16 protein-coding genes are annotated in these 19030 nt (G+C 71.9%); 5 read left to right on the top strand and 11 right to left on the bottom strand.

The window, feature by feature from the left end:
- Positions 1-175 precede the first annotated feature (175 nt).
- Complete coding sequence (locus tag ACIPK3_RS10540) at positions 176-1000, top strand: maleylpyruvate isomerase family mycothiol-dependent enzyme (RefSeq protein WP_402568157.1); 825 nt, start codon at positions 176-178, stop codon at positions 998-1000.
- 39 nt (positions 1001-1039) lie between these two features.
- Here the strand turns inward: ACIPK3_RS10540 and ACIPK3_RS10535 are convergent, their stop codons facing one another.
- Both ACIPK3_RS10535 and ACIPK3_RS10530 read right to left on the bottom strand, forming a co-directional pair.
- On the bottom strand, positions 1040-2281 hold the full coding sequence (locus ACIPK3_RS10535) for a nitrate/nitrite transporter (protein WP_402568659.1): 1242 nt from the start codon (positions 2279-2281) through the stop codon (positions 1040-1042).
- Between the two features lie 59 nt (positions 2282-2340).
- A complete protein-coding gene (locus ACIPK3_RS10530) occupies positions 2341-2991 on the bottom strand; it encodes a GntR family transcriptional regulator (RefSeq protein ID WP_402568155.1) in 651 nt (216 codons plus the stop codon).
- A 202-nt stretch (positions 2992-3193) separates the two neighbouring features.
- Between ACIPK3_RS10530 and ACIPK3_RS10525 the strand changes: the two genes are divergently transcribed.
- The gene (locus ACIPK3_RS10525) at positions 3194-4096 is read left to right on the top strand and encodes a D-alanyl-D-alanine carboxypeptidase family protein (RefSeq protein WP_402568153.1); all 903 of its coding nucleotides are present in this window, start codon (positions 3194-3196) and stop codon (positions 4094-4096) included.
- Positions 4097-4256: 160 nt separating this feature from the next.
- On the opposite strand, the gene ACIPK3_RS10520 is transcribed toward ACIPK3_RS10525, so the two are convergent.
- From ACIPK3_RS10520 to pdhA, 3 genes are read right to left on the bottom strand one after another with little or no spacing between them, the layout of a single operon-like run.
- Positions 4257-5669 (bottom strand): dihydrolipoamide acetyltransferase family protein, encoded by a 1413-nt coding sequence (locus tag ACIPK3_RS10520; protein ID WP_402568151.1) that lies wholly within the window; start codon positions 5667-5669, stop codon positions 4257-4259.
- A gap of 10 nt (positions 5670-5679) precedes the next feature.
- The gene (locus ACIPK3_RS10515; RefSeq protein ID WP_402568149.1) at positions 5680-6657 is read right to left on the bottom strand and encodes an alpha-ketoacid dehydrogenase subunit beta; all 978 of its coding nucleotides are present in this window, start codon (positions 6655-6657) and stop codon (positions 5680-5682) included.
- Position 6658: 1 nt separating this feature from the next.
- Positions 6659-7849, bottom strand: a complete 1191-nt coding sequence (gene pdhA / locus ACIPK3_RS10510) for a pyruvate dehydrogenase (acetyl-transferring) E1 component subunit alpha (protein ID WP_402568147.1) — start codon at positions 7847-7849, stop codon at positions 6659-6661.
- Positions 7850-8329: 480 nt separating this feature from the next.
- Between pdhA and ACIPK3_RS10505 the strand changes: the two genes are divergently transcribed.
- A complete protein-coding gene (locus ACIPK3_RS10505) occupies positions 8330-9346 on the top strand; it encodes a phosphotransferase (protein WP_402568145.1) in 1017 nt (338 codons plus the stop codon).
- Positions 9347-9426: 80 nt separating this feature from the next.
- Here ACIPK3_RS10505 and ACIPK3_RS10500 read toward each other — a convergent pair whose 3' ends face one another.
- Positions 9427-11007 (bottom strand): protein kinase, encoded by a 1581-nt coding sequence (locus ACIPK3_RS10500; protein ID WP_402568144.1) that lies wholly within the window; start codon positions 11005-11007, stop codon positions 9427-9429.
- A 351-nt stretch (positions 11008-11358) separates the two neighbouring features.
- Between ACIPK3_RS10500 and ACIPK3_RS10495 the strand changes: the two genes are divergently transcribed.
- The gene (locus tag ACIPK3_RS10495; protein ID WP_402568142.1) at positions 11359-13011 is read left to right on the top strand and encodes a protein kinase; all 1653 of its coding nucleotides are present in this window, start codon (positions 11359-11361) and stop codon (positions 13009-13011) included.
- An 85-nt stretch (positions 13012-13096) separates the two neighbouring features.
- On the opposite strand, the gene ACIPK3_RS10490 is transcribed toward ACIPK3_RS10495, so the two are convergent.
- Positions 13097-13633, bottom strand: a complete 537-nt coding sequence (locus ACIPK3_RS10490) for a bacterial proteasome activator family protein (protein ID WP_402568140.1) — start codon at positions 13631-13633, stop codon at positions 13097-13099.
- 160 nt (positions 13634-13793) lie between these two features.
- On the opposite strand from ACIPK3_RS10490, the gene ACIPK3_RS10485 reads away from it, so the two are divergent.
- Entirely contained in the window at positions 13794-14471 is a 678-nt protein-coding gene (locus ACIPK3_RS10485) for a hypothetical protein (protein ID WP_402568139.1), read from the top strand.
- Positions 14472-14582: 111 nt separating this feature from the next.
- Here ACIPK3_RS10485 and ACIPK3_RS10480 read toward each other — a convergent pair whose 3' ends face one another.
- From ACIPK3_RS10480 to ACIPK3_RS10465, 4 genes are read right to left on the bottom strand one after another with little or no spacing between them, the layout of a single operon-like run.
- Complete coding sequence (locus ACIPK3_RS10480; RefSeq protein ID WP_402568137.1) at positions 14583-15563, bottom strand: NAD(P)H-quinone oxidoreductase; 981 nt, start codon at positions 15561-15563, stop codon at positions 14583-14585.
- A 10-nt stretch (positions 15564-15573) separates the two neighbouring features.
- Positions 15574-16701 carry a potassium channel family protein gene (locus ACIPK3_RS10475; protein WP_402568136.1) on the bottom strand — a complete coding sequence of 376 codons (1128 nt, stop codon included), beginning with the start codon at positions 16699-16701 and terminating at the stop codon, positions 15574-15576.
- Positions 16698-18122: a molybdopterin molybdotransferase MoeA gene (locus ACIPK3_RS10470; protein ID WP_402568134.1), complete on the bottom strand. Its 1425-nt coding sequence runs from the start codon at positions 18120-18122 to the stop codon at positions 16698-16700. The genes ACIPK3_RS10475 and ACIPK3_RS10470 overlap by 4 nt, the downstream gene beginning before the upstream one ends.
- Entirely contained in the window at positions 18119-19021 is a 903-nt protein-coding gene (locus ACIPK3_RS10465; RefSeq protein ID WP_402568132.1) for an NTP transferase domain-containing protein, read from the bottom strand. Before ACIPK3_RS10465 ends, ACIPK3_RS10470 begins: the two co-directional genes overlap by 4 nt.
- Between the last annotated feature and the right edge of the window lie 9 nt (positions 19022-19030).

Below are 19030 nucleotides of genomic sequence, written 5' to 3'. Positions count from 1 at the left end.
TACGATCGTCACACGAAAGCACTGCCGGGGTGCCTCACAGCAGCGTAACTTGGGTGACCCCCCCGTTCGAGCGAACCGAGAGCTCGGGGGAGTTTCGAGACGCCGCCGACAGCATGTCCCGCTGGCACCGCCGCCACAACCTGCCCGTGTACCAACCGCCGAGGGGTCCCGTTCCGTGAGTCTGCATCCCACCCTCCAGCCCTACGCCGATGCCTGGACCCACTCCGTCGAAGCGATATCCGCGCTGGTGCAGCCGCTCGTCGAGGGTGAGTGGAACCGGCGGACGCCGTGCCCCGGCTGGTCGGTCCGCGACATCGTCTCGCACGTCATCGGGCTGGACTGCGAGATGCTCGGCGACCCGCGGCCCATCCACTCCCTGCCGCGCGACCTGTTCCACGTGACGAACGAGCACCAGCGTTACATGGAGATGCAGGTCGACGTCCGTCGCCACCACACCGCCCCGGAGATGACGTCCGAGCTGGAGTACACGATCATCCGCCGCAACCGCCAGCTGCGGAACGAGTCCCGCGACCCGGGCCACAAGGTGCGCGGACCGCTCGGCACCGAGGTCACCCTCGAAGAGGCCATGCGCACCCGCGCGTTCGACATCTGGGTCCACGAACAGGACCTGCGGGCGGCCCTGGGCGTACCGGGCAACCTCGACTCCCCCGGCGCGCACCTCACCCGTGACGTGCTGCTCGCCGAGCTGCCGGAGGTCGTGGCGGGCGGGGCGCACGCGCCGCGCAGCTCGGCGGTCGTCTTCGACGTCTACGGCCCCGTCGAGTTCCTGCGCACCGTCCGCGTCGACATCCAGGGCCGCGGCACCCTGGAGACCACCCCCGCCCTGGGCCCCGCCGCCACGCTCAGCCTGGACTGGGAGACCTACGTCCGACTGGCCTGCGGCCGCGTGACCGCGGAGGCGGTCCGCGACCGCGTCAAGACGGAGGGCGACCCGGAACTGGCGACGGCTGTCCTGCGGAACTTCACGGTGACCCAGTAGGGACGGGGACGGGGGCGGCGTCGCCACCCACGCGCACACTCACGCCGGCACGTGCACCGTCTCCACCCGGCTGGCGACCAGCCGTTCCCGTTCCCGGCGGACCGTCCTGCCGCGCAGGCGCAGTATCTGGCTCACGCCCAACAGCTGGAGCACGAAGACCGCGGAGAACGCGACCGTGAAGTCGTCGCCGGTCGCGTCGAGCAGGACGCCGATCGCGAACAGGGTCGTCATCGAGGCGACGAACCCGCCCATGTTGGTGATGCCGGAGGCGGTGCCCTGCCGCTCGGGCGGGTTGGCGGGGCGGGCGAAGTCGAAGCCGATCATCGACGCCGGACCGCAGGCGCCCAGCACCACGCACAGCATCACCAGCAGCCACATGGGCGCCCGCTGGGAAGGTCCGTACAGCGTCGCCGCCCACACGCTCGCGGTCGCCGCGACCGTGCCGAGCGCCAGTGGCAGGCGCGCCGCGTGATGCCGGGCCACGATCTGGCCGTAGACCAGGCCGAAGGCCATGTGGGACAGGACGACCAGGGTCAGCAGCTCGCCCGCCGTGCCCCGGCCGAGCCCCTGCGCCTCGACCAGGAACGGCAGTCCCCAGAGCAGCAGGAACACCATCGCCGGGAACTGGGTGGTGAAGTGCACCCACAGACCGAGCCGCGTCCCCGGCTCCCGCCAGGAGGCGGCTATCTGCCGGCGTATGTAGGCGGCCCCCTGGTGCGGGAGCGGCACCGGCTCGAAGCCGTCGGGGTGGTCCTTGAGGAAGAGGAGCACGAGCGCCAGGACGACCACGCCCGCCAGCGCGCTGCCCGCGAACGCCGGCGTCCAGCCGACGCCGTGCAGCAGCCGGGCCAGCACCAGCGTGGAGATCAGGTTGCCCGCCATGCCGACCAGACCGGCGAGTTGCGCGACCAGTGGACCGCGCCGCACCGGGAACCAGCGGGTGCCCAGGCGCAGCACGCTGATGAACGTCATCGCGTCGCCGCAGCCGAGCAGTGCGCGGGAGGCGAGCGCGGTGCCGTACGACGGGGAGAACGCGAAGCCCAGTTGGCCCATCGTGAACAGCACGGCCCCCATGGCGAGCACCTTCTGGGTGCCGAGCCGGTCGACCAGCAGGCCCACGGGTATCTGCATGCCCGCGTAGACGAGGAGCTGGAGTATGGAGAACGTGGACAGCGCCGAGGCGTTGACATGGAAGCGGTCGGCCGCGTCGAGACCGGCCACGCCCAGCGACGTGCGGAAGATGACGGCGACGAAGTAGACCGAGACGCCGATGCCCCACATGGCGACGGCACGGCGGCCGCCCGGCGGGTCACCCGGAAGATTCGCGCTCCGCGCCGTACTCACCGGACCTCACCCCGCGCGAGGTGGGAGAACCAGCCCACATGCCGGTGCACCACAGCGACGGCGGCCTCGGCGTCACCGGAGCGCAGCGCCTGGAGGATCTCCTCGTGCTCGGTGAGGGTCTTGGCGATCCGGTCGGGGTGGGAGTGCATCACGGCGACGCCCATCCGCAACTGCCGGTCGCGCAGCTGGTCGTAGAGGCGGGAGAGGATCTCGTTGCCGCCGCTGCGCACGATCTCGGCGTGGAAGCAGCGGTCGGTGACCGCGGCCCCCGCCAGGTCACCGGCGGCGGCCTGCTCCCGCTGGCGGGCGAGGAGTTGCTCCAGCCGCTCGATCAGACCCGGCGGTGCGGGTACGGCCTTGCGGGCCGCGTGTTCCTCCACCAGCAGCCGGGTCTCCACGACGTCCGCGATCTCCTGTGCGGAGACGGGCAGCACCAGGGCGCCCTTCTTCGGGTAGAGCCTGATCAGCCCCTCCACCTCGAGGCGCAGCAGCGCTTCGCGCACAGGGGTGCGGGAGACGCCGACGGCCTCGGCCAGCTCGCCCTCGGTGAGCAGGGTGCCGCCGCCGTAACGACGGTCCAGGACACCCTGTTTGACATGGCTGTAGACGCGGTCGGCGGCGGGGGGCTGTTTCACGGCCAGGCTCATGGCCACATGATAGATACAAGACGTACGCATGGGGGCGGCCGTCCGTCATCCGGACGGGGACGGGACCCACTCCGAACTTTTCTCACGAACGACACAACCTTGTGTGCTAGGCAGGTGTCACACACGGTGCGGCCCCACTCCCCATTGCCACCGCAACTCGGCCGCATCGCAGGGGCATTCGACATATTTCGGGGTACTTGACTTGAATACCGGCATTAAGGGCATTCGCCTTCGCAGAGCCGCAGCCGTAGCCATCACCTCCGGCGCGATGCTCGCGACGGGCGCCCTCACCGCTGCGCCCGCGCAGGCCGTGGCCACGCCTTCGATCGTGGCCAAGGGCGGCTACGTGATGAACAACGCCAACGGCGGCTCGCTGTACGGCAAGGCGGCGGACACCAGGCTCTCGACGGGCTCCACCACCAAGATCATGACCGCGAAGGTCGTGCTCGCGCAGCCGAACCTCAATCTGGACGCCAAGGTGACGATCCAGAAGGCGTACAGCGACTACGTCGTCAGGAACAACGCCTCCCAGGCGCACCTGATCGTCGGCGACAAGGTCACCGTGCGCCAGCTGCTGTACGGCCTGATGCTGCCGTCCGGCTGCGACGCCGCCTACGCGCTCGCCGACAAGTTCGGCACGGGCTCGTCAACCGCCCTGCGCGTGAAGTCGTTCATCGGCAAGATGAACTCGGCCGCCACGAGCCTCGGCCTGCGGAACACCCACTTCGACTCGTTCGACGGCATCGGCAGCGGCCACAACTACTCGACACCGCGCGACCTGACGAAGATCGCCAGCAGCGCGATGAAGAACTCCACGTTCCGCGCCGTCGTCAAGACGAAGGCGTACACCGCGAAGACCGTCACCAGGACGGGCAGCACCCGCACGATGACGACGTGGACGAACACCAACGGGCTGCTCAGCAGCTACAGCGGCACCATCGGCGTGAAGACCGGCTCCGGCCCCGAGGCGAAGTACTGCCTCGTCTTCGCCGCCACCCGCGGCGGCAAGACGGTGATCGGCACCGTCCTCGCCTCCTCCTCCATCCCCCAGCGCGAGGCTGATGCGAAGAAGCTGCTGAGCTACGGCTTCGCCAGGCTCGGCTGACCTCCGCACCCAAGCGGTAACGCGGGCCCGTCGCCGACAGCGACGGGCCCGTTCGCGTCGGACCGTTGGGACCGGCGCGGCGCCTGCGCCGCGGTGCGAAACGGGCCCGCCGCTGTTCGCGACGGGCCCGCCCGCTTGTGGACCGTGTCCGGCCCGGGGCTCACGCCCAGGTGATCAGCCGCTTGGGCTGCTCCAGGATCGCCGCCAGGTCGGCCAGCACCTTGGAGCCCAGTTCGCCGTCGACCAGTCGGTGGTCGAAGCTCAGGGCCAGGGTGGTCACCTGACGGGGCTTCACCTTGCCCTTGTGGACCCAGGGCTGGAGCTTGATCGCGCCGACCGCGAGGATCGCGGACTCGCCGGGGTTGAGGATCGGCGTGCCGGTGTCGACGCCGAAGACGCCGACGTTGGTGACCGTGACCGTGCCACCCTGCATCGCGGCCGGGGAGGTCTTGCCCTCCCGGGCCGTGGACACCAGCTCACCGAGGGCCTCGGCGAGCTGCGGGAGCGTCTTGTCGTGCGCGTCCTTGATGTTCGGGACGATCAGGCCGCGCGGGGTGGCCGCGGCGATGCCCAGGTTGACGTAGCGCTTGAGCACGATCTCCTGGTTCGCCTCGTCCCAGGACGCGTTGATGTCCGGGTTGCGCTTGATGGCGACCAGCAGGGCCTTGGTGATCAGCAGCAGCGGGTTGACCCGCAGCCCCTGGAACTCCTTGTCCTGCTTAAGCTCCTCGACGAGCTTCATGGTGCGCGTCACGTCCACCGTCACGAACTCCGTGACGTGCGGGGCGGTGAACGCGGAGCCGACCATGGCCTGGGCGGTCATCTTGCGGACACCCTTGACCGGGATCCGGCTCTCGCGCGCGCCGTCGTACGACGCGACCGGCGCCGGGGCCGCCACGGGGGCGGGCGCGGCGGGGGCCGCCTCGGGAGCCGCGGGAGCGAGAGCCGCGTGCACGTCCTCGCGCGTGATGATGCCGTCCGGGCCGGACGGGACCACCGTGGCGAGATCGACGCCGAGGTCCTTGGCGAGCTTGCGCACCGGGGGCTTGGCCAGCGGGCGCTGCTGGGCGGCCGCGGCGGGGTGGCCGTGGCCGTTCAGCTCGGCCTGGACGGCCTGGGCGGCCTTTGCCGGCTCCGCCGCGGAGGTCGCGCCCTTGCGGGGGCGGCGCTTGGTGGAGGAGGTGGCCACGCCGTAGCCGACCAGCACCGGCTGGCGGCCCTGCGGCTTGGACTCCTCCTCGGCCGCGGGCTCGGTCCGCTCGGCCACGGGCTGCTCGGCGGGTGCCGGGACGGGCGCCTCGGCGGGCGCGCCACCGGACACGTCCACCGCGATGATCGACGTGCCCACGTCCACCGTGGTGCCCTCGGGGAAGTGGAGTTCGCGGACCACGCCGTTGTAGGGGATGGGGAGTTCGACGGCCGCCTTGGCGGTCTCGACCTCGCACACCACCTGGCCGTCGGTCACGGTGTCGCCCGGCTGTACGTACCACTTGAGGATCTCGGCCTCGGTGAGTCCCTCGCCCACGTCGGGCATCTTGAACTCGCGCACGGATGCTTCCGTCATCGTCGTCACGACCCTCTCCTCAGTACGCCAGGGCACGGTCGACGGCGTCGAGCACCCGGTCCAGGTTCGGCAGGTACTCCTCCTCCAGGCGCGCCGGCGGATACGGGGCGTGGTAGCCGCCGACCCGGAGCACCGGGGCCTCCAGGTGGTAGAAGCAGCGCTCCGTGATGCGGGCGGCGATCTCGCCACCGGATCCGAAGAACACCGGGGCCTCGTGGACCACGATCAGGCGGCGGGTCTTCTCCACCGACGTCTGGATGGTGTCGAAGTCGAGCGGGGAGACCGAGCGCAGGTCCAGGACCTCAAGGTTTCTGCCCTCCTCGGCGGCCGCGTCGGCGACCTGCTGGCAGAGCTTCACCATCGGGCCGTAGGCGGCGAGGGTCAGGTCGGTGCCCGCGCGGACCACACGGGCCTTGTGCAGCGGGCCCGGGATGGCCTCGGTGTCGACCTCGCCCTTGTCCCAGTAGCGCCGCTTGGGCTCGAAGTAGATCACCGGGTCGTCGCTCTGGATGGCCTGCTGCATCATCCAGTACGCGTCCGACGCGTTGGACGGGCTGACCACCTTCAGGCCCGCCACGTGTGCGAACAGGGCCTCCGGGGACTCCGAGTGGTGCTCGACCGCGCCGATGCCGCCGCCGTAGGGGATGCGGATGACGACGGGCATCTTGACCTTGCCCAGCGAGCGGGCGTGCATCTTGGCGAGCTGGGTGACGATCTGGTCGTACGCCGGGAAGACGAAGCCGTCGAACTGGATCTCCACCACCGGGCGGTAGCCGCGCAGGGCCAGGCCGATCGCGGTGCCGACGATGCCGGACTCGGCCAGCGGGGTGTCGATGACCCGGTCCTCGCCGAAGTCCTTCTGGAGGCCGTCCGTCACCCGGAACACACCGCCGAGCTTGCCGACGTCCTCGCCCATGACGAGGACCTTGGGGTCGGCTTCCAGGGCCGTGCGCAGCGACTCGTTGATCGCCTTGGCGAGTGCCAACTTCTCGGCCATGTCAGTTGCCCCCTTCGGCGTCCGCGAACGACGCCTGGTAGGCGGCGAACTGGGCGCGCTCCTCGTCGACGAGCGCATGCCCGTCCGCGTACACGTTCTCGAAGATGGCGAAGGTGTCCGGGTCCGGCATGGCACGGACCACTTCGCGCACTCGCTTGCCCAACGCCTCGCTCTCTGCCTCGAGTTCCGCGAAGAATCCCTCGTCCGCGTGGTTTGCGGACTCCAGGAACCGGCGCAGGCGCAGAATCGGGTCCTTGGCCTCCCAGGCGAGCCGCTCGTCGTCGTGGCGGTAGCGGGACGGGTCGTCGGAGGTGGTGTGCGCGCCCATGCGGTAGGTGAACGCCTCGATCAGCGTCGGGCCCTCGCCGTTGCGGGCGCGCTCCAGCGCCCAGCGGGTGACCGCGAGGCAGGCCAGCACGTCGTTGCCGTCCACTCGCACGCCGGGGAAGCCGAAGCCCTGGGCGCGCTGGTAGAGCGGCACGCGGGTCTGCTTCTCGGTGGGCTCGGAGATCGCCCACTGGTTGTTCTGGCAGAAGAACACGACCGGGGCGTTGTAGACCGCGGCGAAGTTGAACGCCTCGGACACGTCGCCCTGGCTGGAGGCACCGTCGCCGAAGTAGGCGATCACCGCCGAGTCCGCGCCGTCCTTGGTGATGCCCATCGCGTAGCCGGTGGCGTGCAGCGCCTGGGAGCCGATGACGATCGTGTACAGGTGGAAGTTGTTGCCGTTCGGGTCCCAGCCGCCGTTGTTCACACCCCGGAACATGCCGAGCAGGTTGGTCGGGTCGACCCCGCGGCACCAGGCGACGCCGTGCTCGCGGTAGGTCGGGAAGACGTAGTCGTCCTCGCGCGTGGCCCGGCCGGAGCCGATCTGGGCGGCCTCCTGGCCGAGCAGCGACGCCCACAGGCCCAGCTCGCCCTGACGCTGCAGCGCGGTGGCCTCGGCGTCAAACCGGCGGGTGAGCACCATGTCGCGGTACAGACCGCACAGCTCGTCCGGGGTGAGACCGGCGACGAACCCGTCGTACTCGGCGTTCTTGACCCGCTTGCCCTCCGGAGTCAGCAGCTGCACCAGTTCGGTGTCGGCGCTCTTCTTCGCGGTGGTGCGGGTGGTGCGCTTGGCACCGGCACTGCCGGCCCTGCTTGCGGCGCCGCGTCGCGGCTTGCTCGCGGCACTGCTGTCCACGGTCACGTGTGCTCCTCCGTCGATCCGGCCCCGGGGTTGCCGGTAGGCCAGGCGGCTCACCTGCTCCTAAACCCGTGCACGGGGTGGGTGCCGCTCGGCCGGGAACAGGCGTGACAGGTGCCCCGGCGAGCGCCCTGCGAGCCTCACGTTACCCAGTGCCGCACATTTCTGTGAAACCCCTCCTGACCTGCGTTTTTGCTTGGATTTCCAAGTAAATCGACGCAGACGGGAAGGCTGCTGGTCACAGCCTCGCAGGAGGCCGGAGCTACGGCACGTTATCCCGGCCACCAGGCTCAAAGGAAGAGTCGACTTCGTCGCGCGGGATGAACAGCGGGTAGTACCGCCTCGAGTCAAGGGTGTCCCACCACCCGGACACATCATGCACACACTGTGACCGATTGCGACTGCCTGTGACAACTCCCAGCTCACGCCCTCGGCCGGTGCCCTAACATCTGGCGCGTGCCGCGCTCATGTGTACCACCCGCTGTGCCCCACGCGCCCCCTCTGGGCGTTCTGCTCCGTCTGTACGCCGCCGGTTCCGCGGTCACCTGCGAACCCGTCGAGCAGGGTCTGCTCAACCGCGGCTACCGTCTGTGCACCACTCGCGGCCGCTACTTCCTCAAGCACCACTCCGACCCCGACACGGCCGACCCCGCCGCGATCGAACGCCGGCACCGGGCCACCCAGCGCCTGGCCGACCTGGGCGTACCGGTCGTCCCGCCGCTCCCCGTCCGCGACGGGCGCACCGTCGCCGTCGTCGGCGGCCACGCCTACGCCCTGCACCCCTGGATCGACGGCAGGCACCGCCACGGCGGCCAGCTCACCCAGGACCAGTCCTTACGGCTCGGCGGGCTGCTCGGCGCCGTACACGCCGCCCTGGAGCGGGTGATGCCGCCCAAGGGCCGTACCCGCCCGGCCACCAGCCCCCACCCCGTCCGCAGCGCCGACCCCGCCGACACCTTCGCCCTCATCGACGACCTGCTGGCCCACGTCAGCCGCCACCGCCCGTCCGACACCTTCGACGTACTGGCCCGCTACCGTCTGCTCGAACGCCGTACGCTCCTCGAACGGCACGCGCACCGGCGGCCGCCGCGCGGCGGCTCGGTCGGCTGGGTGCACGGCGACTTCCACCCCTTCAACCTGCTCTACAAGGGGGACGCGCCCGCCGCGATCGTCGACTGGGACCGGCTCGGCGTGCAGCCGCGCGCGGAGGAGGCCGTACGCGCCGCCGCGATCTTCTTCGTCCGGCCGGCCGGCACCCTGGACCTGCCCAAGGTGCGGGCCTACGCGCGCGCGTACCGGCGCACCGCGGGCGCCACCCCCTCCGAGCTGGCGGCGGCCGTGCACCGCGTGTGGTGGGAGCGGCTCAACGACTTCTGGATGCTGCGCTGGCACTACGAGCGCGGCGACACGCGCGCGGACCCCCAGTTCCCGGCCGCCTCCGCGCTGGCGGTGTGGTGGACCCGGGAGTACGACGCCGTGTGCGACGCGTTCGTGGGGTGAACGGACGCGGAGCGGGCGATGCCTGGGACGCCGAGGGGAGCGGCGCCGGGGACGCTGAGGGGGCGGTGCCCCGGGGGCCGTCAGGGACCGCCCTGCACACCGCCGTCCGAGGCGCCCTGGTCCGTACCGTCCGTGGCGCCGCCCGACGGGTCGGGCTGCTCCGGGGACTCCGTCGCGGGGTCCGAGGGCTGTGCGGAGGTCGCCGGGTCGCTCGGCTCCTCGCTCGGGGCGCTGCTCGTCTCGTCGGACGGGCTGTACGACGGGCTGTACGAGGGGCTGTAGTCGCCGGGGTAACCGCCCGTGTCCGAGGTGTCGTCCGTGGCCGGGTCCGTCACCTCGTCCGTGGTGTCGTCCGACGGGCTCTGCGACGGCTCCTCGTCCTTCGTGCTGTGCGAGGCGGCCGGGGTGGGCCGGTTGTCACCCGGGTCGGCGCCGCCGCCACCCGTCTTGTTCAGCGCGAGGGCCACGCCCGCCGCGATGGCGACCACCGCGAGGACGGCCAGGATCCACAGCTTGCCCCGGCCGCTTCCCTTGTTGCCGTACCCCTCGAAGCCACCGTCGTCGCCGTCGCCGTACCCGGTGGGCAGGATCGGCTGCGGGATCTGGGTGGTGCCGGCACCGAAGCCGCCGGGGTGCGGCATCGCCGTGGTGGCGCCGAAGCCGCCCGGCGGGGTGTGCCGGCCGTCGTGCGTCTCCACCGGCCCGGTGTTCCAGGTGCCCGTGTGCGCGCCCGCGTCGTACAGCATCTGGAGGCCGTACTGGACCAGGCCGCGCATCTCCTCGGCGGTCTGGAAACGGTCGTCGGGGTCCTTCGCGAGCGACCGCATGACAAGGCCGTCCAGCTCGGGCGGGCAGCTGTCCGAGTTCTGCGACGGCGGAACGGGCACGTCCTGCACATGCTGGTAGACCACCGACAGCGGGGTCTCGCCGGTGAACGGCGGCCGCAGCGCCAGCAGCTCGTAGAGCAGACAGCCGGTCGCGTACAGGTCGGAGCGGTGGTCGACGGCCTTGCCGAGCGCCTGCTCCGGCGACAGGTACTGGGGCGTGCCCATGACCATGCCGGTCTGCGTCATCGTCGTGGACGCGCCGTGCAGCGCGCGGGCGATGCCGAAGTCCATCACCTTGACGGCGCCGTTGTTGGTGATGATGACGTTGGCGGGCTTGATGTCCCGGTGCACGATGCCGTGCTGGTGCGAGTAGGCCAGCGCCTCCAGCACACCGGAGACGATGATCAGTGCCTGCTCGGGGCCCGGCGCCTCGGCGTTGAGCAGCAGGTCACGGATGGTACGGCCCTCGACCAGCTCCATCACGATGTACGGCACCGACTGGCCGCCCACGAGGTCCTCGCCGGAGTCGTACACGGCGACGATCGCGTGGTGGTTGAGTCCGGCCACCGACTGGGCCTCGCGCGTGAAGCGGGCCTTGGAGACCGGGTCCTCGGCGAGATCGGCGCGCAGCAGCTTGACCGCCACGGTCCGTCCCAGCCGTACGTCCTCGGCCGCGAACACCTCGGCCATGCCGCCCCGGCCGAGCCGGTGGGTCAGCCGGTAGCGGCCGTCGCCGACCAGTCCCTGATTGCCCCACGCCTCCGGCGCGTCTGACATACCGCCGCCGGACGCCTCGGGGTCGGACGGGCCCTGGGCGCGCTGCGTCTGTGCCATCAGTCCTCGCCGTCGTTTCTGCCCGCGGTGCGCGGTGTTGTTACGGTCTCCGTCGGCCACGCTACAGCCTCGGCGGTGGCCACCGGTCCGGGATCGCCACCATGACCGGCCGGAGACGGACCGGCCATCAAACCCCGGCCACGCGCCGCCGTGCAAGTTCGGTGTACGGGCTGTACGGCCGCTGTAACGCTTCCGAGACGCTTCCTGCGCGTACGGTCACGGAACGGGCACCGCGCTTGACGTGGCACTGCCCTGGGGCAGACTTGGCCGGGAATGAGACATTCGATCATCACCGACGGCCGGGGGATGAGCGCGCGCGCCTGAACGCGGTCAAGTGGGGGACGGGGAACGATGAGCCAGGACGGCGCACGGGGCCGTTATTCGGGGTGGGCGCTGGCAGGTGGTCGCTACCAGCTGCGCGACCTGCTCGGCGAGGGCGGCATGGCCTCGGTCCACCTGGCCTACGACACGGTGCTCGACCGCAACGTCGCGATCAAGACACTGCACACCGAACTGGGCCGCGAGCAGGCCTTCCGCGAGCGGTTCCGCCGCGAGGCCCAGGCCGTGGCGAAGCTCACCCACACCAACATCGTCTCCGTCTTCGACACCGGCGAGGACACACCGGCCGACGCCGGGCCCGGAGCGGGCGCCGCGATGCCCACGCCGTACATCGTCATGGAGTACATCGAGGGCCGCCCGCTCGGCTCGGTGCTCCAGGAGGACGTGCAGCGGCACGGCGCGATGCCCGTCGACAAGGCGCTGAAGATCACCGCGGACGTGCTGGCGGCCCTGGAGGTCAGCCACGAGATGGGGCTGGTCCACCGCGACATCAAGCCCGGCAACGTGATGATGACCAAGCGCGGCGTCGTCAAGGTCATGGACTTCGGCATCGCCCGTGCCATGCAGTCCGGCGTCACCTCGATGACCCAGACCGGCATGGTCGTGGGCACCCCGCAGTACCTCTCGCCGGAGCAGGCCCTCGGCCGCGCGGTGGACGCCCGCTCCGACCTGTACTCGGTCGGCATCATGCTGTTCCAGCTGGTCACCGGGCGGCTGCCGTTCGACGCGGACTCCCCGCTGGCCATCGCCTACGCGCATGTGCAGGAGGAGCCCGCGGCCCCCTCCTCGATCAACCGCGCGCTGCCGCCCGCCGTGGACGCCCTGGTAGCCCGGGCGCTGAAGAAGAACCCGAACGAGCGCTTCCCGTCCGCCGAGTCGATGCGCGACGAGTGTCTGCGGGTCGCGGCCTCCGCGCACCCGGCCGCGCCGAGCATCGTGCCGGGCACCCCGGCGCAGAGCGGCGCCGGGGTGGGATCCGCGGTGTTCCCGCCGGTCGGCGGGCCCGCCCCGTACCCCGCCGGGAACGTGCAGACGCCGTACCAACCCACTCCGCCACCGAACCCGTACAGCACGCCCGCGACGCCCGCCCCGGCCTACGGCTATCCGCAGCAGAGCGGCTACCAGACGCCCGCGCCTCCGGCCGGTTACGGACAGGGTCCGGCACCGGCCCCGTACAGCGGGCCGCCCCAGACGTCGGTCCAGGCATCGGGGAAGGGTGGCAGGGGCAGCAAGCCGGTGGTGATCGGCTCGATCCTGGTGTCCCTGGCCGCGGTGGCCGGCCTGGTCGTGGCGCTGGTCGTGAACAACGGAAGCGACGACGACACCGGCGGCGGGACGACCACCACGTCCTCCGAGACGCACGCGTCGGACTACCGGGGGCCGGACACGTCGAAGACGATCGAGAGCACCGAGTGCACCGAGCCGTCGGAGTCGTACGACGACCCTGCCAAGATCCGGGTCCCGGACTTCCGCTTCAAGTACATCAAGTCGGTCAAGGCCTGCGCACAGGCCGCCGGCTGGGTCGTGAAGCCCGTGAAGTTCGACGAGAACACCTACGGCGACGGCACGGTCATCAGCCAGCTGCCCGCCCCGGGCGCCGACGTGGACCCGAAGAACGTCACGATCGAGGTGTACGTGTCCACCGGCAACCCGCCCACCGGCTGAGCCGGGCACAGACGTCCGAGTGCGCGGAAGGGCCCGGCTGACTGCCGGGCCCTTCCGCGCCGTGTCGTTCCCGTGCCGGGCGGGGCTACAGGTACGGCCCACCCGAGCGGCCGCCCGCGCGCGGGTCGTCGCCCTCCAGGCTCACGCCCGGCGGAAGGGCGCGGCGCATCTGCTCCAGCTGGGCCCGCGCCGCCATCTGCTGGGCGAACAGCGTCGTCTGGATCCCGTGGAACAGACCCTCCAGCCAGCCGACCAGCTGGGCCTGGGCGATACGCAGCTCCGCGTCGCTCGGCGTCACACCGTCCGTGAACGGCAGTGAGAGGCGCTCCAGCTCCTCGACGAGCTCCGGCGCCAGACCGTCCTCCAGCTCCTTCACCGAGCTGCGGTGGATCTCCTTGAGCCGGGCCCGGCTCGCCTCGTCCAGAGGAGCCGCACGCACCTCCTCCAGCAGCTGCTTGATCATGCTGCCGATCCGCATGACCTTGGCAGGCTGCTCCACCTGATCCGTCACCGGCGTTTCCCGGGAATCCTCGTCCCCCACGCCGCCGAGCGCCGTCCCGTCCTGGCCCAGGACCAGGATCTGTGGGTTCTCCGGCGACCTTTCGTTCCTCGGCATCTCCATGCCGCCATTCTCTCGCACGTGTACACCTCATCACCGTGGTGCCCCCTGTGGGGGCTGATCCACCGTTTAGACCTGACGGCGGTATCCAGAATGCCGGGTCGATCCATGAATGTGAGGCTTGAGGCGTCGGTTTGGCGCCTGTGCTCCGGGAGGTCACCCCGTGACTCCATGGCTGCGTTTCACGCTCCGCGCTGCGGGGCTACCGCTCGTTCTGGGCGTGGTCTCCGTCCCGTGCGGCGCCGTGCCGTCCTACGGCGTGACGCGGTGGTCCGGCACCACGCGGCCGCACGAGGCGGAGGCCCCGCCCTCGGGCACCACCTCCGCCTCGCCCGGCCGCTCCACCCCGGCCTCCGGCTCCACCGCGGCCGCCGGGCCGGCCGCTGCCGCCGCGTCCGCGAGTGCGTCCGTGTCCGCCTCCGCTTCCTCCTCGGCGTCCCCCTCCGCCTCGCCAGGGCCCTCGCGGGCCGGCAGCCGGGCAGGTGAGGGACGGGTACGGCCGGGTCGGCCGGAGACGGATTCCGATTCCCGGGAGGACCAGGGCGGCGGGGGCAGGGACGGACAGCGGGACCCCGACGGCCACGACCACCACGGCCACCGGGCGGACGGGCGGGACGAGGACGCCGAGAGCACCCTCCCGACCCCGGGCACCGCCGCCGAGTCCCCCGAGCAGGCCGCGGTGGTGCCCTCCGCCCCGCCGCTGCGGCCCGCCGGAGGGACCGACCACAGCGCCCCCGTCAGTGAGCCCGTCCTCCAGATCCTGCCGCTGGGCAGCGGCCTGGTCCTCATCGGCCTCGGGCTGGGCCTGGCGTTCGTGGCCCTGCGGGTGCGCAGGGGCTGAGGGGGGCAACGGGAGGGCGCGGGAGGCCCAGGGGGCCGGAAAGGGCGCGCAGGGGGACAGGACAGCCCTCCGGCGCTCGGGCCGCCCTCAGGCCCCTATAGCGCTACGGCGCTACGGCACGACGAGCAGCACCTTGCCCACGTGCTCGCTCGCCTCCACCACCCGGTGCGCCTCGGCCGCCTCCGGCATCGGCAGCTCCCGGTCGACCACCGGACGGACATGCCCGGCGGCGATCAGAGGCCACACATGCTCGCGTACCGCCGCGACGATGGCCGCCTTCTCCTCCAGCGGACGGGCCCGCAGCGTGGTCGCGGTGACGGCGGCCCGCTTGCTCAGAAGCATGCCGAGGTTCAACTCGCCGCGGGTGCCGCCCTGGAGACCGATGATCGCGAGTCGGCCGTTGACGGCGAGGCTGCTGACATTGCGGTCCAGGTACTTGGCGCCCATGTTGTCGAGGATGACGTCGACGCCCGCGCCGCCCGTGGCCCGCTCGATCTCGGCGACGAAGTCCTGCTCCCGGTAGTTGATCAGGATGTCGGCGCCCAGCTCGGCGCAACGATCCAGCTTCTCCTTGGTACCGGCGGTGACGGCCACCTTCGCGCCGACGGCCTTGGCGAGCTGGATCGCCATCGTGCCGATACCGCTGGAGCCGCCGTGCACCAGCAGCGTCTCGCCGGGACGCAGGTGCGCGACCATGAACACGTTCGACCAGACCGTGCAGACCACCTCGGGCAGCGCGGCGGCCCGTACGAGGTCGACCCCCTCGGGGAGGGGCAGCAGCTGTCCGACGGGGACGACGACCTTCTCGGCGTAGCTGCCGCCCGAGAGCAGCGCGCAGACCTCGTCGCCGACGGCCCAGCCGGAGGCTCCGGGACCCAGCGCGGCGATCCTGCCGGAGCACTCCAGGCCGGGGTACGGGGAGGTACCGGGGGGCGGGTTGTAGAAGCCCTGCCGTTGCAGGATGTCGGCCCGGTTGACGGCACCGGCGACCACGTCGACCAGTACCTCGCCCGGACCCGGCACCGGATCGGGGACCTCTTCCCACACCAGCGACTCGGGTCCGCCGGGCTCGGAAATCTTGATCGCATACATGACGGCGACGCTACCTCTCCGCCCGGTCCGCCACCCCCCGGGCACCCGGCGACGCCCGGACGATCGTGATCAGCCGGTCCGTCAGCTGGAGGGAGCCCAGTGAGGGATCGTCGTAGCCGAGCACACGGTGCCCGCGCAGCACGCAGAGCACCAGGTCGTCCACCTCGCGCGGGCCCCTGCCGACCTCGGCCCTGACCACGGGGCGCTCGACCAGGTCGAGCCCGCTGCCCTGCTGGATGAGGTCCTCCATCACCTTGCCCGCGGCCGGGCTGAGCACGGACAGACCGAGCAGCCGTCCGGCCGCGCTGGCGCTGGTGATGACGGCGTCGGCGCCGGACTGCCTGAGCAGCGGCGCGTTCTCCTCCTCGCGCACCGAGGCCACGATCTTGGCGCCCCGGTTGAGCTGCCGGGCGGTGAGCGTGACGAGGACAGCCGTGTCGTCGCGCTGCGGCGCCACGATGATCTGCCGGGCCTTGTGCACCTCGGCCCGTTTCAGCACCTCGCTGCGCGTCGCGTCACCGGTGACACCCGCGTAGCCCTCGGTGTTCGCCGCCTCGATCGCACCGGCGCTGGGGTCGACCACGACGACCTGTTCCTTCGCCAGCCCCGCCGCACACACGGTCTGAATCGCCGACCGCCCCTTCGTGCCGAAACCGACGACAACAGTGTGATCCCGCAAAGCCGACCTCCAGCGGTTCAAGCGCCATTCGTCACGGGTCCGTTCGGTGAGGACCTCCAGCGTGGTGCCGACCAGGATGATCAGGAACAGCACACGCAGGGGCGTGATGACGAGGATGTTGGTGAGCCGGGCACCGTCGCTGACCGGGGTGATGTCGCCGTATCCGGTGGTGGAGAGGGTGACGGTGGCGTAGTAGAACGCGTCGAGCAGGTCGACGGGCCCGTCGGAGTTGTCGTGGTAGCCGTCGCGGTCGACGTAGACGATCAGCGCGGTCGCGACCAGCACCAACAGGGCCACCGCCAGCCGTTTGACGACCTGTCGGATCGGCCGCTCCACCACTTTCCTCGGCAGCCGCACCCGCTGGGACGCCGGGGGCTCGTCCGCACGAGGTTTGTCACCGGGCTCGTCACCTGGCCCGTCCGCATGCCGGGCCATGGCGTCGCGGGACGGAAGTTTCACGTGAAACACACCCCGATCCCGGCGGTCGCCCAGGGCAGGTCCAGTAGCTCCAGCTCCTGCCCCCGCCGGGTCTCACCCGGTGGTACGACGGCCAGGGCGTCGGCGGCGGCGATGCCGCGCAGCATCGCCGGGCCGTTGTAGCGCAGCGGCAGGGCACCGTCGTCACGCAGCACCACGGGGACCAGCCGGGTGTCGTACGGATGCCCGGGCACCGTCTCCAGCAGTGGCAGCGCGAACGGCGCGGGGGCCGTATGAGCGGCGAGGGTCCGCAGCAGCGGCTCGGCGAGGGTGAGCAGGCCGGAGACGGCGGCGAGGGGATTGCCGGGCAGGCCGACGAGGTGCTGGTCCTCCTTGGTGCGGGCCAGCAGCATGGGGTGGCCGGGGCGCACCTTGACGCCGTCGACGAGGAGTTCGGCGTCGATGCGCCGCAGCGTGGGGCGGACGTGGTCCACGGGTCCGGTGGCGGTGCCGCCGGTGGTGACGACGAGGTCGGCGTCGGACGCGGTGAGCGCCCTGTGCAGGGCCCCGGCGTCGTCGCCGAGCCTGCGTACCGCGGTGACCTCGGCGCCGAGCGCGCGCAGCCAGGACGGCAGCATCGGGCCCAGAGCGTCCCGGATGAGTCCCTCGCGGGGGAGTCCGTCGGTGAGCAACTCGTCGCCCAGGATCATGATTTCGACGCGGGGGCGGGGCACGGCGGTGACGGTGTCGTAGCCGGCGGCCGCGGCGAGTCCCAGTACGGCGGGGGTGACCAGGGTGCCGACTGGCAGCAGTTGGTCGCCGTTACGGCACTCCTGGCCGCGCGGGCGGATGTCCTGACCGTGGCTCACGTCCCGGGCGGCGTGCAGCCGTCCCCGGCCGTCGGCGCGGCCGTGCTCGTTGCGCAGGACGGCGGTGGTGTCGGGCGGGATCCGGGCGCCGGTCGCGATCCGCACGGCCTCCCCGTCCGTCAGCGCCTCCGGCTCGGCGTGACCGGCCAGGACACCCTCGGCCCGCACGGTCCAGGGTCCGGGACCGGAGACCGCCCATCCGTCCATCGCGGAGGTGTCGAAGGAGGGCAGGTCGGTGAGCGCGTCCAGAGGGGCGGCCAGCACCAGGCCGAGGGCGTCGGCGAGCGGCACGGACACCAGGGCGCGGCGGTTGCGGATGCGGGAGCGGGCGGCCCGGGCGGCGGTCTCACGGGCCGCGGGCCAGGGGGTTGCCCGGTGGTGGCCGTCGTCGGCCGCGGGTCCGGGGTGCCCGGCATCCGCGGCGGACGTGGGCGGGCGGGTGCCGGGACCGTGGTCCTGGCCGGGGTTCTGGCCGGGGTTCTGGCCGGGGTCCTGCTGGGGTTCCCTCACGAGGGCCAGCGCCTCCTCGAAGCCGAGATCGTCGGCGTCCTCGGCCGGCCCGGTGTGCGCCGCTCTGCTGCCGCGGGCGGTCATCCGGCGTCCGGCCCCGGGGCGGGGGTGCCGGGCGTGGCCGTACCGGCGGCGGTCCCGGTCCCGGACGCCTCCTGCTCCCAGCGCAGCGCCAGTGCCGTCGCCCTGCGGACGGCCTCGGCGACCGCCTCGGGACCGCCCTTGGCCTGTGCGGCCGCGTAGCCGACCAGGAAGGTGGTCAGCGGGGCGGCGGGGCGGGCCACTCCGTGGGCGGCGTCACGGGCGAGGTCGAGCAGGGCGCCGGTGTCGACGTCCAGGTCGATGCCCAGTTCGGCCTTGACTGCGGAAATCCATTCGTCCAACACATGTCCATGCTCCCTGATGCGCGCCCTGGCGGCGGCGATGTCCTCCCAGGTGTCGCAGTCGTAGGAGGCGAGCGGGTCCGGAACACGGGTGAGGCGGAGCGCGCCGGTCACCCGGCGCAGGGGAAGTCCGGCGAGACTCCCGTGCCCTTCGGTGAGGGCCGTCAGCTCGCGCCGCAGCGCGGCCGTCCGGTAGGCGGCAACCAGCGGCTGGTCCCGGCCGTCCGCGTCGGTCAGCAGCGCGCCCTCGGCGCCGGTGTCGTGCAGGGCCGTCAGCAGTCGGCGCACCGTGACCGGTGCGAGGAAAGGCAGGTCGGCGGAGAGCACCACGGTGCACTCCGCCGCGACCTGCCGGAGTCCGGCCCCGAGCGCGGCGACCGGTCCGCCGCCGGGCGGCTCCTCACGGGTCCAGAGCACTGGCCGCACGGTGGGCCGGGGCTCGGCCACGACGACGGTCGCACGTGCCCCGGCGCAGGCCGCGAGTACCCGGTCGAGCAGCGGGCGGCCGCCGACGCTCAGCCGGGGTTTGTCGACCCCGCCGAGCCGTCGCGCGGCCCCGCCTGCCAGCACGACGGCGTCATACGGAACGGTTTCGGTCACTCTCCGAGT

The sequence above is a fragment of the Streptomyces sp. NPDC086787 genome, from assembly GCF_044745865.1.
Lineage (GTDB): Bacteria > Actinomycetota > Actinomycetes > Streptomycetales > Streptomycetaceae > Streptomyces.
Note: the sequence above shows the minus strand (reverse complement) of the source record. Positions and strands in the feature narration are given on the sequence as shown.